The 16,438-nt window shown below is 28.2% G+C and carries 17 protein-coding genes; 16 read left to right on the top strand and 1 reads right to left on the bottom strand.

Going from position 1 to position 16,438, the window contains the following annotated elements; genetic code table 11:
- Positions 1–162: 162 nt before the first annotated feature.
- From P4S50_RS17095 to P4S50_RS17085, 3 genes are all read left to right on the top strand, one after another.
- Complete coding sequence (locus tag P4S50_RS17095; protein WP_277732048.1) at positions 163–369, top strand: hypothetical protein; 207 nt, start codon at positions 163–165, stop codon at positions 367–369.
- 9 nt (positions 370–378) lie between these two features.
- Positions 379–1,653: a DUF4179 domain-containing protein gene (locus tag P4S50_RS17090; RefSeq protein WP_277732047.1), complete on the top strand. Its 1,275-nt coding sequence runs from the start codon at positions 379–381 to the stop codon at positions 1,651–1,653.
- Between the two features lie 145 nt (positions 1,654–1,798).
- The gene (locus P4S50_RS17085) at positions 1,799–2,233 is read left to right on the top strand and encodes a Fur family transcriptional regulator (RefSeq protein WP_277732046.1); all 435 of its coding nucleotides are present in this window, start codon (positions 1,799–1,801) and stop codon (positions 2,231–2,233) included.
- A 78-nt stretch (positions 2,234–2,311) separates the two neighbouring features.
- Here the strand turns inward: P4S50_RS17085 and P4S50_RS17080 are convergent, their stop codons facing one another.
- Complete coding sequence (locus P4S50_RS17080) at positions 2,312–2,620, bottom strand: hypothetical protein (RefSeq protein WP_277732045.1); 309 nt, start codon at positions 2,618–2,620, stop codon at positions 2,312–2,314.
- Positions 2,621–2,769: 149 nt separating this feature from the next.
- On the opposite strand from P4S50_RS17080, the gene P4S50_RS17075 reads away from it, so the two are divergent.
- The 13 genes from P4S50_RS17075 to fabZ all read left to right on the top strand — a co-directional run bounded on the left by P4S50_RS17075 (position 2,770) and on the right by fabZ (position 16,232).
- Positions 2,770–4,494, top strand: a complete 1,725-nt coding sequence (locus tag P4S50_RS17075; protein WP_277732044.1) for a methyl-accepting chemotaxis protein — start codon at positions 2,770–2,772, stop codon at positions 4,492–4,494.
- Between the two features lie 115 nt (positions 4,495–4,609).
- Positions 4,610–5,776, top strand: a complete 1,167-nt coding sequence (locus P4S50_RS17070) for a class I SAM-dependent methyltransferase (RefSeq protein ID WP_277732043.1) — start codon at positions 4,610–4,612, stop codon at positions 5,774–5,776.
- Positions 5,777–6,204: 428 nt separating this feature from the next.
- Positions 6,205–7,776, top strand: coding sequence for a glycoside hydrolase family 26 protein (locus P4S50_RS17065; protein ID WP_277732042.1), 1,572 nt, complete (start codon positions 6,205–6,207; stop codon positions 7,774–7,776).
- Positions 7,777–7,841: 65 nt separating this feature from the next.
- Positions 7,842–8,615 carry a YwmB family TATA-box binding protein gene (locus P4S50_RS17060; protein WP_277732041.1) on the top strand — a complete coding sequence of 258 codons (774 nt, stop codon included), beginning with the start codon at positions 7,842–7,844 and terminating at the stop codon, positions 8,613–8,615.
- Positions 8,616–8,631: 16 nt separating this feature from the next.
- A complete protein-coding gene (gene murA / locus P4S50_RS17055; protein ID WP_277732040.1) occupies positions 8,632–9,885 on the top strand; it encodes a UDP-N-acetylglucosamine 1-carboxyvinyltransferase in 1,254 nt (417 codons plus the stop codon).
- A 56-nt stretch (positions 9,886–9,941) separates the two neighbouring features.
- The gene (spoIID, locus tag P4S50_RS17050) at positions 9,942–10,919 is read left to right on the top strand and encodes a stage II sporulation protein D (protein ID WP_277732039.1); all 978 of its coding nucleotides are present in this window, start codon (positions 9,942–9,944) and stop codon (positions 10,917–10,919) included.
- Between the two features lie 84 nt (positions 10,920–11,003).
- On the top strand, positions 11,004–11,765 hold the full coding sequence (locus tag P4S50_RS17045; RefSeq protein ID WP_277732038.1) for a peptidoglycan DD-metalloendopeptidase family protein: 762 nt from the start codon (positions 11,004–11,006) through the stop codon (positions 11,763–11,765).
- 93 nt (positions 11,766–11,858) lie between these two features.
- Positions 11,859–12,122 (top strand): sporulation transcriptional regulator SpoIIID, encoded by a 264-nt coding sequence (gene spoIIID, locus P4S50_RS17040; RefSeq protein ID WP_277732037.1) that lies wholly within the window; start codon positions 11,859–11,861, stop codon positions 12,120–12,122.
- 101 nt (positions 12,123–12,223) lie between these two features.
- Positions 12,224–13,228, top strand: a complete 1,005-nt coding sequence (mreB, locus tag P4S50_RS17035; RefSeq protein WP_277732036.1) for a rod shape-determining protein MreB — start codon at positions 12,224–12,226, stop codon at positions 13,226–13,228.
- A 102-nt stretch (positions 13,229–13,330) separates the two neighbouring features.
- Positions 13,331–14,431 carry a flagellar hook-basal body complex protein gene (locus tag P4S50_RS17030; protein WP_277732035.1) on the top strand — a complete coding sequence of 367 codons (1,101 nt, stop codon included), beginning with the start codon at positions 13,331–13,333 and terminating at the stop codon, positions 14,429–14,431.
- Between the two features lie 15 nt (positions 14,432–14,446).
- Positions 14,447–15,241: a flagellar basal-body rod protein FlgG gene (gene flgG / locus P4S50_RS17025; RefSeq protein WP_277732034.1), complete on the top strand. Its 795-nt coding sequence runs from the start codon at positions 14,447–14,449 to the stop codon at positions 15,239–15,241.
- Positions 15,242–15,254: 13 nt separating this feature from the next.
- Positions 15,255–15,557, top strand: coding sequence for a rod-binding protein (locus P4S50_RS17020; protein ID WP_277732033.1), 303 nt, complete (start codon positions 15,255–15,257; stop codon positions 15,555–15,557).
- A 243-nt stretch (positions 15,558–15,800) separates the two neighbouring features.
- Positions 15,801–16,232: a 3-hydroxyacyl-ACP dehydratase FabZ gene (gene fabZ / locus P4S50_RS17015; protein ID WP_277732032.1), complete on the top strand. Its 432-nt coding sequence runs from the start codon at positions 15,801–15,803 to the stop codon at positions 16,230–16,232.
- The last annotated feature ends 206 nt before the right edge of the window (positions 16,233–16,438 follow it).

Raw genomic sequence — 16,438 nt, 5'->3', positions numbered from 1 at the left:
GTCGTATCCAAATACAATTATTTACAAATAATACATGTGATGGTATTCTAATGTTAGAATAGTGGTATACCATTTCATGCAGAACAAGCAAATTATAATATATATTGGAAGTTGCATTATGATAATATAGAAATATTAAATTAAGAGGGGGGATTTATTAAAATGAAAAAGAAAATAGAATGCTTAAGGTGCAATGAAGAAATGAAATACCTTAAACAATACCGCTTTGATTCTCAAGATAATAATAGAGGGTTATTAGGTTCCTTATTTGATGTGGAAGAACATTTGATCTTAGATGTATATGTATGCCCTAAATGCAGACATACAGAGTTTTTATATGCTGGAAAAGCTGGATGGCTCGATATGTAGGAGGTGAATATGAATAATAAATATAAGGTTAATAAAAAAATAATTGTATTAACTATAATTATATTAACTATAATATCTTTATCCATATACGTTTATAGAAGAAGTTGGTATTTAGATGATATTATGAAAAAGTCTAATTTTAATAAAGTTTATAATATAGATGACAAAGGCATTGAAATGGCTATTAAGTCTGGTTTTATACAAAATGTAGGAAAATTTCAAGAAAAAGATAAATTAGAATTTATAGTAGATAATATCATAGTAGATAAAAAAAGGATTGTAGTTTTTTATACTATAAAAAATAAAGGTGATCACAAATACATTAAGAACTTAGATTATGAATTATATAATGAAAAAGGAGAAAAAATTGGAGAATATAGTTCGGGTTCTAAGTACTATGATGATATAAATCTCAATAAAGTAAAAAGAATTCATGATAGTTTTCAATTGATATTCTCAGAAGAAATTAAAATACCATCTCAAATAAATATGGATATAAAGGTAGAAGAGTCTAAATACAATAAACAGCAATATGATAGATTAGATAATCAAGATAATAGTAAAAATTCGAAGGATTCATATAGTTATAGCTTTAATATTCCTATAGATAAAGAAAGGTTTGATCTTAAAGAAATATCATATGATATAAATGAAAATATAGATATTAAAGGACAAAAAATATTTATAGATAATCTTACAGTGTATCCTACAACCTCTATACTAAATATAAAATATGATAAAGAGAATACTATGAAAATATTTAGAATAGAGGACTTAAAATTAGTAGATTCAAGTGAAGAATATACTAATGGAATAGATGGAGTGATAAGTTATAGTAAAGATGAAGATACACAAAGTCTTTATTTTAAAAGTAATTATTTTAAAAATGATAAAGAACTGTATATTAAAGGTAGTGGCATAAATGCTATTGAAAAAGATAAGGTGAATGTTGTTGTAGATATAAAAAATAAGAAGCTACTTAAAGCACCGGACTCTAAACTAAAGCTTAAAGAAATAAGTGATGAAAAAGATTCATTTATGAGAGAAAAAAATTCGTATGTACTAGAATTTGAATATGATAAAGATATATCATTTAGCTTTGAGTTTAAGGATGAAAAAGGAAACTCTTTTCATGCTGATAGTGTAGCTAATTCTGAAAATGAAAACTATAAAGAAATATACTATATGATACCAAAAAATATAGAATATGAAAGTCCTATAATTCTTAAAATAAATAATTACCCTAATTCAATCAATAGAACTTTTAAAGTTAAAGTAAAATAATAGGTTACTTTTTATGCTAAAAGCTAGTTCTTAAAATAAGAACTAGCTTTTGTTTATTTGACAATAAAAATTCATTAAGATATACTTAAAGTGGCATATGCCAATAATTTATATGATTAGTAAAATCTAAAAAAGGAGAATATTAATGAATAAAGAGTTTTTATCAATAAAAAAGTTAATAGAGACAAAAGGATATAAATTCACTATTCAAAAAAGAATTATACTAGAGGAATTATTTAGCGCGGATATTCATCTTACTGCAAAAGAAATATACAGCAAGGTAAAGAATAAAAATATAGGTCTTGCAACTATATATAGAACGATGAATTTATTTACATCAATAGGTATAGTTAAAGAGATTCATGCAGATGGTATGAGTTATTATGAACTAAAAATGTATAGCAAAAAACCACTACATATACATTTTAAATGTATTAAATGCAACAGAATAATAGACGTTGATAATACTGGGGTTGAGATTAAATATTTAAAGCTAAATAGAGAAATTGAAGAAAGTAAAAAATTACAAATACATGATGCTAATATAATGCTTATAGGATTGTGTGATAAATGTAAATAGCACTAGACAAAAGATTGAGAGTTAAAAAGACATGTAAAGTTATATTTAAACAATATAACTTTAACATGTCTTTTTTGTTTATCCTAAAAATTCAGGGTCTTGTATATGATCTGATCTAATTGCTTTTTGAAGTATTGTAAAATCTATTTTTTCATGGTCATGTTCTAAGTCGCATTTATATCTAGATTTGCATTTTTCGCATTCAATATATTGATTAGAATCGGTTTTATCTCTTGTATCGAATAAAAAAGGAACATGAGAAGATTTATTTATAGATTTAATATTATTGGTATCTATTTTATAAACGTAAACATACTTCGCCTCGTATTTTAATGAAAAATTTTTGCCATTACAATTTGGGCATGATACAGATTCATCTATATTCAAAAATATCACCACCTTTTTTTGTAGTATTCCCATATAGTAAAAACTTAAATCAAAAAATTATAAGTAACACGCAGAAAATATCGCTGAATATAATGAATTAAAGGATGATACAAGCTAATAAAAATAGACAACAGGGGTGTGAATTGATAATGAAATTAAGCATAAGAAATAGGTTATTTATATGCTTTGGGCTAATAGTTATGATGATGATAGGATTAAGTATTTTTTCAATAAAATCAATGGATAATATAAATACAAAATCTAAAGAAATGATGCAGTTATGGTTTACTGGTTTAGATTGTGTACATTCAATAAATACAGATATAGCAGATTATAGAGGAAAAGAATACAGGCATATATCTCTTAATGGTGAAAATGAAATAGTAGAAGTTGAAAAAGAAATGAAAATCATAAAAGATGATATATATAGATCTTTTGACGATTATATGGAAACTGTTTATCTTGAAGAAGATAAAAAATTAATAGAAGAATTGAAAAAAGAGGTTGAATCATATCTTGAAATAAGTGATAAAGTTATTCAATTAAGTGAGTATTCGAAAAAAGAAGAGGCAAATACAATCATGTTAACACAGTCACTAGATAAATTTAAAAACATCAAAAACATGGCATTAGAATTGGTAGACTATAATGAAAATAATGCTCAAAATGATCATGAAAATACAGTTCCAACATACGATAGTTTTAAAAAAATATTCTTAATATGTATGATTATAATTATAATCGTAAGTATATTCCTAGCATTATTTATAAGTAAAAATATAAATAATAAACTTAAGATTATTACAAAGAATTTAAAAGATACTAATGATTTTGATTTGAAATTTAATGAAGAATTGCATGACAAAAAAACAGATGAATTTAAAAATAAAGATGAACTTTCAGACACCATAGACGGATTAGCTGAAATGAGAAAATCTATTAGAAACATTATTAAAAATATACAAGAATTTTCAAATAAGGTAGAACACAATGCAAATAATATGTATAACAGAATTAAAGATACATCAATAACTTTTCAAGGTATAGCAGATGCAACTGATGATTTAGCAAAAGGTGCAACGGATCAAGCTATAAATGCAGAAGAAGCTGTATTAAAACTCGATAATCTTTCAAAAAATATAGAAATAACAGTGGAAAACTCAGTGCAAATAGAAAAATATGTAGATGAAATAAATAAAGTAAACAAAGAAGGAAATAAAGCAATAGTAGAGTTGAAAGAATCCATATCTGATAATATTAATATATTATCACAGGTAGTATCTCAAGTTGATATTCTTGATAATGAATCAAACTCAATAGGACAGATAACAGAGACTATAAAATCTATTGCAGATCAAACTAATCTACTAGCTTTAAATGCAATGATAGAAGCAGCAAGAGCAGGAGAAGCTGGAAAAGGGTTTGCGGTAGTTGCACAAGAAATAAGAAAATTAGCAGATCAAGTTACTGATAATGTTGATAATATAGAAAATACTATTAATACTATTAAATTAGAAATTAATAGTACAAAACAAAAAATGCATGATTCAAAAGAGATGGTTTTAAATACAGAAAAAACATCTAATATGACTGAAGAAAAATTTGAAGCTATTAGTAATGCTATAACTCATATAGTAAAGCAAATAGATAATTTAGTAAATAATATACAAAAAATAGACAATGATAAAAATGTAGTTGTAAACTCAATACAAGAAATATCGGCTGTTACAGAACAATCAAGTGCATCTACTCAGCAGATAAGCGCATCGATACAACAACAAGTAGCTATAATAGAAGAAATATCTAATTCGTCAGAAGAATTAGAACAAATTGCCAAACAATTAAAAGATATAGTGGACGAATTTAAACTATAATAGTAGAACTATTTGTACCACTCAATATGTTTGTAGTTTAATAAATAAAATGGTACTATATCATATATAAAGTGAAACTATGAATACATTAAGACAAATGGAAAGAGGATATTTTATGAATGCTAATGATTTAATTAAGGACATTATAGATAAAAAAGAACTTATTCAATTAGTTCTTAGCAATAAAAGAAATAAAGAATTAGAGTATAACAAGATAAACATAAGACCTATACAAATAAAGGATAACTTTATGTATCAGTTTACTTATGTATATTCTAATAAAGAAATACACAAAAATTTAGAACCTGAAGAAACTAAAGATGAAATAATAGAACATATAAACGGAAACTTTAAACAAGCTCAAATGTACTGTGTTAACAATGACTATCAAATACTTGTAAATAAAAAATTGAAGGCTAACGTACTAAAGAAAAAAGCAACTAAAAAGCCGATAGACATATCTCATAATAGAAAGAAAAAATATATATTAGAAGAAGATGTGCCGTGTGATTTTCTTCAATATCTTGGAGTTATGAATGAAAAAGGAAATGTCAAAAAACAAAAGAGAGATAAGTTTAGACAGTTAAATAGATTTTTAGAGATGGTTAAGGATGTAGAATCAAACTTTGATAAAAACAAGAAGATAAAGATTATAGATTTTGGTTGTGGAAAGTCGTATCTTACATTTGCTCTATACTATTATCTTGTTAAGATTGCTAAATTTAATGTAGAAATAGTAGGGCTTGATCTTAAAAAAGATGTTATAGAGTATTGTAATAAGGTTGCAAAAGAGTTAAACTATGAGAATTTGAGCTTTCAAATAGGTAATATATCTGATTTTAATGAATTTACAGAGGTTGATATGGTGGTAACTCTTCATGCTTGTGATATAGCTACTGATATGGCATTGTTTAAAGCTATTTCATGGAATAGTAAAGTTATATTATCAGTTCCGTGTTGTCAGCATGAGTTAAATACACAGATAAAAAATGATTTAATGAATCCTATGTTAAAGCATGGGATAATAAAGGAAAGATTCTCATCTCTTGCAACAGATTCAATAAGAGCAAATCTTCTTGAAATAATTGGATATAAGACTCAAATATTAGAGTTTATAGAGACAGAGCATACTCCTAAGAACCTTCTAATAAGAGCAGTTAAATCTAAGGATAAAGTAGATAAATCTCTTGTAAGTGAATATAAGGAATTTAAGAATTTTTTAAATGCAAGTCCTTATTTAGAGAAGTTGCTTGTAGAGAATGATGTAATATCGATAGATTAATAAATAAATCATAGATGACTAAGCGAAAATGAAGCTAATTGAAATAACGCTATTTAGTCAATATTTTAATAAAACTAAAAGATTCTGCTTTATAAAATATCCTAAAAGTTCTAAACTCCCTACGGTCATACAAAGAACTTTCTTAACGGATAATTTAACAGCAAAATCTAAGTTTTATAGTAAAATATTAACACAAAAATAGCTAACATTTTAATTAGCTTCATTTTTAAATTTACATCTTAAAGATTAAAAATAATTAGGGATGAAGGTGTTATTTTAGATAATCTACACAACATAAAACGGCTTCATAAATAGATTATTATTTGATAAAATGAAATTAATTATCAAAAAAAGCTATATATTGTTTAAAAATAATCGTAATTAAGTTATAATATAGTGGATTGAATAGCTTAATAAGGGGGATATTGATGAGAAAACTATCTTTATATGCAATTATATTTATTTTTGTATTTAGCATTAATATAAAGACAACATATGCTGTAGATTATGGAAGAGAGAATGCAGTCAACATATTAAATGGACAGGTATCTGATACTAACCAATTTAATGAAGGGGATGACTTTCATCAAGTAGTTAAGATAAATGAATATACCAATGAGTACATAAATTATCCAAAAGGGTATTCAATACAGTTTGCAAATTATATGAAATTGGATACAAGTGAGTCTTTGTACAAGACTAGTTTTACAGATGGAAATAGTATAATGGATATATATTATGATAAAGTTAATTTTAATGTGTACACTAATTACAGTAATAAATTTCTTTCTAATAGACTGTATCACAATTTAGAAAGTGACAAACGAGTTAATATTAATGGCAACAGTGTAAGAATTATAAAGTGGAGTAGAAAAAAGCTTGATAGACTTGATAAAGATTATAATTATTATGCTAGTGCTGAGATAAAGAAAAGTAATAATGAAGTTTATACAGTTATTTTAAAATCTCAACAGCCTATAGAGTATGTTGAATCTCTTATTCAAACTATGAAGTTCTTTGATCCAAAGGGAACTGCTAAAATAAATAAAATGTATGATAATAAACATAAGAATTGGAATGATGAGACGAAAGAATTTTATAAAAATTATTTAACTAGTCCTGATAAAGTGACTTTTGGAATATTTGAACCTACAGCTCCAACTGATATGAACTATTTACATACTTTAGAAGAGAGACTAGGTTATGATTTTTCTGTTTTAGTAAAATATCAGAGTTTAGATTCTAAAATAGATATAGAAGAACTTCAAAGAGCTTATGATGATAAAAAAATAGTGGAGCTTACACTTCAAACATCTAAAGCAGACTTAACTCTTCCAGTGAACAAAAACATTAGTTACGATATATTAGATGGAGAATATGATCATTGGTTAAAAAATTACGCTAAAAAGATTAAAAAGTTCGATAAACCTGTTTTATTTAGATTAAATAATGAGATGAATGGAGATTGGTGTACGTATTCTTCTTATTATTATTCGAAGGATACATTAATATTTAATGAACTTTGGAAATACATATATAAGATATTTGAAGATGAGGGAGCAGATAATGTTATTTGGGTATGGAATCCTAATGACAAGTCTTTTCCTAACTTCTCTTGGAATCATTATTTGAACTATTATCCTGGAGATGAGTATGTAGATGTTATAGGACTTACAGGTTATAATACAGGTAATTATTACAAAGGTGAAGTTTGGAGAGAGTTTGATAGTATATATACTCCAGTATATGAAGAATATACTAAATTATTTAAACAACCTTTTATGATAACAGAGTTTGGCTCTAACGATGTTGGTGGAGATAAAATAAATTGGGTAAACAATATGTTTGATACAATACACAATTATCCAAGAATAAAAATAGCTATATGGTGGAATGGAATAGATTGGGATTCTAATGGAAACCCAGCTAGAACATATAGATTGGACACGAATGAAGATTTGATGAATTCATTTGAAAATGGATTTCAAAAAATAAAATAATAAATGTATAACCCCCTTTAAATTGTCAATAATCAAAATAGATAAAATTTAAAGGGGGATTTATTATGAAAAGAATATTTGGATTTATAATAATATTAGTTTTATTTTTCAGTATGGTATCATCAGCTGAGCAGATAAATGTAGAAGACAATCAAAAGGATAAAAATGATTATGAACTTATATTAAATTCTTTTGAAAATACTGGATCTACTTTTGACAATTATAATATAAATGGACATGTTGTGATGGATAATAAATTTTTAAGCTTTGAAGATATGGATAAAATTTTAGAAGAATTTATAATTAAATTTGATATTGATAAACAAAGTATGGAATACACAAGAAGTGAACAAACGGATTTTAGACAGATATACGTATATGACAAAAATGGTCAAAATAAAGCAGATAGAGCTATATCTATTATAATCGATAGCGAAAGATGTCAAAGTATGGAACAAACTCATATTATAGTTGACATTAGCACGAATCAAGTGTATAAAGGTATAGTAGAGGATTATGTTAAACTTAAAAATAATTTGAAAAAATATTCAAAAAATATAGATATATATTCTTGTATATGTGGATTTTTTGAAGGAAAAATAGATGAAAAATGTTATAATAATATAGTGGACGATATATTATATAGTTTGGATGCCCAAAAAAAGGATGAAATGAAAGATGTTAATATATTGTCAACAACAGGATATAGTAAAAAATTAAGTGATTATATAAAGTACGGTGAAGAGAAAATAAATGTAAATGCTTCTGTCAGATATAGTGAATATGATGATAAGACTTTTGTTTACATAGGAACACCTCTTATAACATTAGAATATTAGGAAAGGACTGAACCCAGTGTCGAAGATAGTAGTTAGAAAAAGCCAGCCTTTAAAAGGAACAGTAAAAATAAACGGAGCGAAAAATGCAGTACTTCCAATTATAGCATCAACACTTCTTGCAAAAGGAAAGTCAGTATTAAAAGGAGTGCCAAACTTAAGAGATGTACATGTTATATCAGATCTTTTAAGACATTTAGGTGCGAAAGTTGAATTTAATGAAGATGTACTTACAGTAGATGCAACTAATATAGATACATGCGAGGCTCCTTATGAGCTTGTAAGAAAGATGAGAGCATCATTTTTAGTAATGGGACCGTTACTTGCTAGATTTCAAAGCTCTAAGATATCAATGCCAGGAGGTTGTGCTATAGGAACAAGACCTATAGACCTTCATCTTAAAGGATTCAAATCTTTAGGAGCTCATATCGAAATGGACCATGGGTTTATAGAAGCTAAGGCTGATAAGTTAATAGGAACTAAGTTATATCTTGATTTCCCATCTGTTGGAGCTACTGAAAATATTATGATGGCTGCTGTATTTGCAGAGGGAACTACTATAATAGAAAATGTTGCAGAAGAACCTGAAATAGTTGATTTAGCTAATTTCTTGAATGAAATGGGAGCAAATGTTAAAGGTGCAGGAACTAACACTATAAAAGTAAAGGGTGTAAAGGAGCTTAAAGGAGCTACTCATACTGTAATACCTGATAGAATAGAAGCTGGAACTTATATGGTAGCAGCAGCTATAACTAAAGGTGATATTTTAGTAGATAATGTACTAATAGACCATTTAAAACCTACTATTGCAAAGCTTAGAGAGGTTGGATGTGAGGTTCATGAAATGGACAATGCTGTAAGAGTTATAGGTCCTAAAGAAATAAAACCTACTGATATAAAGACTCTTCCTCATCCAGGTTTTCCAACTGATATGCAATCTCAGTTTATGGCGCTTTTAAGTGTTTCAAAAGGAACCGGTGTAGTTATAGAAACTGTATTTGAAAATAGATTTATGAATGTACCAGAACTTAATAGAATGGGTGCAAATATAAAGATAGAAGGAAGAAGTGCAGTAGTTCAAGGTGTTGGACAACTTCAGGGATCTACTGTTAATGCAACTGATTTAAGAGCAGGAGCTGCCTTAATACTTGCAGGACTTGTATCTGAGGGTGAAACTATTATAGGAGATACATACCATATATTTAGAGGTTATGTAGACATAGATAAGAAGTTCAATAGTTTAGGTGCGAATATAGAAATTATAGAGGAATAATAATATAAGGGTTTTCATAGACTTTATTGATAGAGATAATCAAAGGAGGAAAGTCTATGAAAAACCCTTTTTTAGTTGTTGTGTATACTTTTTTAGTTATAGTAGTTTTACCTGTAATATTAACTATTGGAATATATAAGGATGATATATTTCAAAAAGAAATTGTACAAACTAAAACAACTAATTCAATCAATATAAAGGTTTACAATACAAAAACAGACAATGTAGAAGAACTAGATATAGAGAAGTACTTATACAATGTAGTTGCATCTGAAATGCCAGCAACTTTCGATGAAGAAGCTTTAAAAGCACAAGCTATAGCAGCAAGATCATATGTTTTTCATAAAATGGAAAATGGAGGAGATAAAATACCTCAGCACAAGGGAGCTGTAGTATGTACAGATCATAGGCATTGTCAAGAATATCTAGATACTAATACTCTTGAAAAACTACATAATAAAAAGTGGATGAGTGAGTCTTGGCCTAAGATAAAAAAAGCTGTAGACGACACTAGGGGAATGGTTATGACCTTTGAAGAAAAAACTATACAACCTTTATATCATTCAACTAGTGGAGGTAAAACGGAAAATTCTGAAGAAGTATTTAGCGCAAGTCTTCCTTATTTAAGGTCGGTTGAAAGTCCATATGAAGAAGAATCACCAAAATTTAGAGCGAATATGAAGATTAGTAAGAATGATTTTATAAACAAATTTAAGGGTGTTGGAATTGTATTATCTGATAATCTTAATAAAGATATACAGGTTATGTCCAGAAGCGAAGGCGGTTCTGTAAAAGAAATAAGAGTAGGAAATAAGGTTGTAAAGGGAAGTAAAGTTAGAAGTATACTTGGTCTTAATTCTTCTGATTTTGATATAAAAGTAGATGGGAACTTTTTAAATATAATGACGAAGGGGTATGGCCATGGCGTAGGAATGAGTCAATGGGGAGCGAATGGAATGGCTCATAAAGGTTATAAATATGATGAAATATTAAAACATTACTTCAAAGGAGTAAGTATAGAGAATAAGTATTGAAGGGCTAAATAAGTCCTTCTTTTTTTGTTGTTGAAAAGTATATAATCTAGAAATTCGGTAAGAATATAAATGGAGGTGAAGTTAATGGATAACAAAAAAAATAAATTTAAAAAATTATTAGAGAAAGATGGGTTTTATTTGGTGCTGTTTGTATGCGTATGTTTAGTAGCTTTAACTGCTGTATGGGTTACTAAAAATAGTATAGACAACATAGCATCTGAGAATGGATTTGTTAACTACGAACAAGGAGAGTTAATAGATGATGATAAAGTAGCTAGTAATGAGGATGATGAAATTCATCTTATAAAAGAAGATGGCAAAGCTGTACCAACATCAACAGACTCTAAACAAAATTTAGCTGATGCAAAACAAAAATTGAAACAGGAAAAACAGGCTAAAGAAGAACCTAATAAAGAAGTTGCACAAACAACAAAGATAAAAGCTATTATGCCAGTTGAAGGTAAATTAGGAAGAGATTATTCTGATAATAAACCAACTTATTCTGCTACATTAGAACAATGGGAGTTACATAAAGGAATAGATATACAAGCCAAGCAAGGAACTCCTGTAAGTGCTTTTATGGATGGAGAAGTATTAGAGGTATTAAAGGATAGTGTACAAGGTATAACAGTTAAATTAAAGCATCAAGATAATATAGTAAGTGTTTATAGCAATTTATCTTTAGACACTAAAGTTCAAAAAGGTAAAAAGGTAAAGTGTAAAGATGTTATAGGTAATATAGGAAATACATCTATAATAGAGAGCAAAGAAGCACCGCATTTACACTTTGAAGTTTTAAAAGATAATAAAAACATAGATCCTTTATCTATAATAAATTCTAATTAACAGGCTTAACCTTTTAATAGGTTAAGCCTGTTCTATTTTTTGTGCAAAAAACATATATATGAATAAAGAGTATTCCTTTAAGGAGGGGGACCGTTGAAGGCATATATAGAAGAAAGAACCGTAACGATAGCTAAATATATAATAGAAAAAAAAACCACAGTAAGAGAAACTGCAAAGAAATTTGGAGTTAGCAAAAGTACAGTACATAAAGATATAACTGAGAGGTTAGAATCTTTAAACCCAGTACTTGCTGAAGAAGTAAAAAATGTATTAGATAAAAACAAATCAGAAAGGCACATAAGAGGAGGAATGGCTACAAAATTAAAATATGAAAGCACTAGTAAAAATACAGGATGAATATACCTGTATTTTTTTCTTGACGAAATCCAGATTTTTGTATATTTTTGTAGAAGGGAGAAATGTATAATAATTCACACGAAAGGTAGGAGACATGCTTAATGGTTAATCCAAACATAGGAATAGACTTAGGTACAGCAACGGTTCTTGTTTATGTAAAAGGTAAGGGAATAGTTTTAAAAGAACCGTCTGTAGTTGCTATAGAGAAAAGAACAAAAAAAGTTTTAGCTGTCGGAGAAGAAGCTAGAAGAATGATTGGAAGAACACCTGGAAATATAGTTGCTATAAGACCGCTTAGGGATGGAGTAATTTCTGATTATGATATTACAGAAAAAATGCTTAAATATTTTATAGATAAAGTTATAGTTAAAAAAGGATTTTTTAAATTTTTCAAACCAGAGATAGTTGTATGTGTTCCATCGGGAGTTACAGAAGTTGAAAAAAGAGCTGTTGAAGAAGCTACAAAGCAAGCAGGAGCTAGACATGTAGATTTAATAGAAGAACCAACAGCTGCAGCCATAGGTGCAGGACTTGATATAGCTCAAGCTCAAGGTAATATGGTTATAGATATAGGAGGAGGAACAACTGATGTAGCTGTAATATCATACGGTGGAAATGTTGTAAGTACTTCTATAAAAGTAGCGGGAGATAAATTTGACGAAGCTATAATAAAATATATGAGAAAACAGCATAACTTGCTTATAGGGGAAAGAACAGCTGAAAACATTAAAATGAACATAGGAATAGCATATCCTAAAGACCCTGAGGATACTATGGATGTAAGAGGAAGAAATTTAGTATCAGGACTACCTACTACTATAGAAATAACCTCTAATGAGATGTTAAAGGCTTTAAATGAATGTATAGTACAAATAGCAGATGCAGTCCATAGTGTACTAGAAAAAACACCTCCAGAATTATCTGCCGATATAAGCGATAAGGGAATAGTAATGACAGGTGGAGGATCTTTGCTTTGGGGACTTGATAAATTAATATCTAAGAGAACCGGTATAGATGTATATATAGCGGATGATGCGGTATCCTGTGTAGCTAAAGGTACGGGAGAAGTTCTCAATTCTGGGATATTAAAGAGTATTAGGAAATAAAATAAGCCTAAAGTATTATATAGTATAACAAAAATTGATTAAACTTTTCTATAGTTATGCCGAAATATAATACCAGTAAAAAAACTTTTTTGGAGTGATATTATGTTTAGAGGCCTTTATACGGTTACATCAGGTATGCAGACTAATCAAAAAAAATTAGATGTTATTAGTAATAACATAGCAAATGCTAACACATCTGGATTTAAAAAAGATGTAGTAATTTCAGAAGCTTTTCCAGAAATGTTGATAAGTAAAATAAATGGTAAATTAGAAAATGACCTAAACAACACATATAATAACCCGAAATTAGATGTCCAAAGAGATGGACAAGGATTCTATCTTAAATCTAATAAAGGTTTTTTTACTGTGGATAGTCCTATGGGGACAAGCTATAATAAATCAGTAAGATTCAGTGTGGATGATGAAGGATATTTAAAAACATACACTAGGGACATAAAAAAAGGAATAGATACAAGTACTGGATTTTATGTATTAGATTCTGAAAAAAATAAAATAAAAGTTGATAATAAAGACATTCAAGTTGATGATAAAAGTGGAAATGTTATATCTAATGGAAATGTAGTAGCAAATCTTATATATACTCCATCTAAAAATGTTATAGGAACTATAAATGGAGGATTAAGACTTGATAGAATTCAAACTAATTTTCTTTCAGGACAGATAAAACCAACTGATAATAAATTAGATTTTGCTATAAAAGGTGACGGATTCTTTAAAGTACAAAGCGAAGATGGAATTAGATATACAAGAGATGGTTCTTTTGAATTAAATAATAAAGGAGAACTAATAAATTTAAATGGAAATTATGTACTTGGAAAAGAAGGGATAATAACTCTTGATAAAGACTTTAAGATAAATAAAAATGGAGAAATATATATAAAAGATGAAGACTATGGCACATATGAATACTATGATAAAATAGATGCAGTGAATGTGTTAAATGTCAATGCCCTTAGAAAAGAAGGGAATAATCTATATAAGGTAGAAGAAGGAATAAATCCAGATGAACAAAAACTGGATGGAGATCTACTTCAAGGATTCATTGAAACATCTAATGTAAATTCAGTAAATGAGATGGTAGATATGATTACTGTCTTTAGAGAATATGAAAGTAATCAAAAAGTTGTAAAAGCTTATGATGAGATGATGGGAAAGGCAGTAAACGAAATCGGAAAAGTGTAAATGGAGGGGTAGACTATGAGAGCACTATGGACTGCTGCTAGTGGAATGAAAGCACAGCAACTTAATATGGATAATGTTTCTAATAACTTAGCAAATGTAAATACTACTGGTTACAAAAAACAAAGAATAGAGTTCAAGGATTTGTTATATGAGAATATAAAAAAATCGAATTTAGTAGAAGGAGAAGGTAGTCCATCTAATTTACAAATAGGACATGGTGTTATGACATCTGCTACTAGTAGAATATTTGAAAATGGAAATCTTGAAAGAACGGAAAATCCAACAGATTTGGCTCTTGATGGAAAAGGATTCTTTGCAATACAAAATCCTAAGGGTCAAAACTTATATACTAGAGATGGATCATTTAAATTAAGTGTAGATGAGGATACTAAAAAGCTTGTTACAACAGAAGGTTATACAGTTTTATCTGTAGACGATGATGAAATAATAGTAGAGAATGGTCAAAAAGATTTCACTGTAGATCCAAGTGGTAAAGTTACTGTTAAAAACTCGGATGGAGAGTTTGAAGAACTAGGTCAAATTAAGGTTGTTCAGTTCTTAAATCCAGCAGGTCTTGAAGCCACAGGTAAGAACTACTATAAAGCTACAGGTGCATCTGGAGAAGAAATAGTTCTTGATGAAGAAGATGCAGAGACTAATATAGCTCAAGGATTTTTAGAGACTTCAAATGTACAAGTAGTAGATGAGATGATAAAGATGATAACAGCTCAAAGAGCGTATGAGATGAATTCTAAGTCTATACAAACAGCAGATGATATGATGCAAATGGCTAATAACCTTAGAAGATAGGTTGGTGATTTAAGTGGAGATTACTAATAATTACACAAACTTAGATGTATTAAAGAGCAAGGTTAAGAATACTAAAGAAGACGACAAAAAGCTTATGAAAGCGTGTCAAGATATAGAAGCAGAGTTTTTGAAAATAATGCTTAAAGAAATGAAAAAAACTATTCCTAAGGATTCTTTGTTTGAAAAATCTCAAGGAAGAGAAATTTTTGAAGATTTATATACTGAAGAACTTGCAGTTAAGTCTTCAAAGGGATCTTCTTTAGGACTAGCTAAGAGTATATATGATCAATTTAATAAAACATATATAAAGAAATAGCCATTATCTATTAGATATAGGCTATTTTTTTATGTTTTTTATAACGAATAGAAAATTATATTCATCTTTAATTTTTGGATAAATATAATTTTCGTTATGAGTTTTAAGCAACGGAGTTTGATAAGACTCGTTGGTGCCATGCAATTTTAAAAAAGTTTAGATATAAGATTCTTTTAAAGAATAACTTTTTTATGGTATACTAATTATAAAATTAGTACTAGATACTATAAGGAGGTTTTAAATATGCTTAATGTAGATGAAATAAAAAAGATAATACCACATAGATATCCTTTTCTACTAGTGGATAAGGTAGTTGAATTAGAAGAAGGAAAAAAAGCTGTTGGGATAAAGAATGTTACTGTAAATGAACCATTCTTTCAAGGTCATTTCCCTGATTATCCTTTAATGCCAGGGGTTTTAATTGTTGAAGCCATGGCTCAGGTAGGGGCTGTTGCTATGATGACAGTAGAGGAAAACAAGGGTAAATTAGGAGTTTTTACAGGTATAGATAAGGTTAGATTCAGAAAAGAAGTAAGACCTGGAGATACTCTTAAAATGGAAGTTGAAATGATAAATATGAGAAGAGGAATAGGAAAAGCAGAAGCTAAGGCTTATGTTGGAGATGAATTAGCTTGTAGTGGAACTTTAATGTTTGCATTGGTAGATAAAAACTAAAATTTTAATTATATAAGTATAGTGCTTAAGCGAAAATGAAGCTCATTAAAATACCGTTAATATATTAAATGCTTTTAATAGAACTAAGCATTACGTCTTATTGAATTTCCTGAAAGTTCTAAACTCACTACGTTCAGACAACGAACTTTCTTAACGGATATTCAAACGACGTAATACAAGTTCTATACAAAAACATTTAAATCATT

The sequence above is a fragment of the Tepidibacter hydrothermalis genome, from assembly GCF_029542625.1.
GTDB classification, from domain to species: domain Bacteria; phylum Bacillota; class Clostridia; order Peptostreptococcales; family Peptostreptococcaceae; genus Tepidibacter_A; species Tepidibacter_A hydrothermalis.
This window is presented reverse-complemented; position numbering and strand designations above follow the sequence as displayed.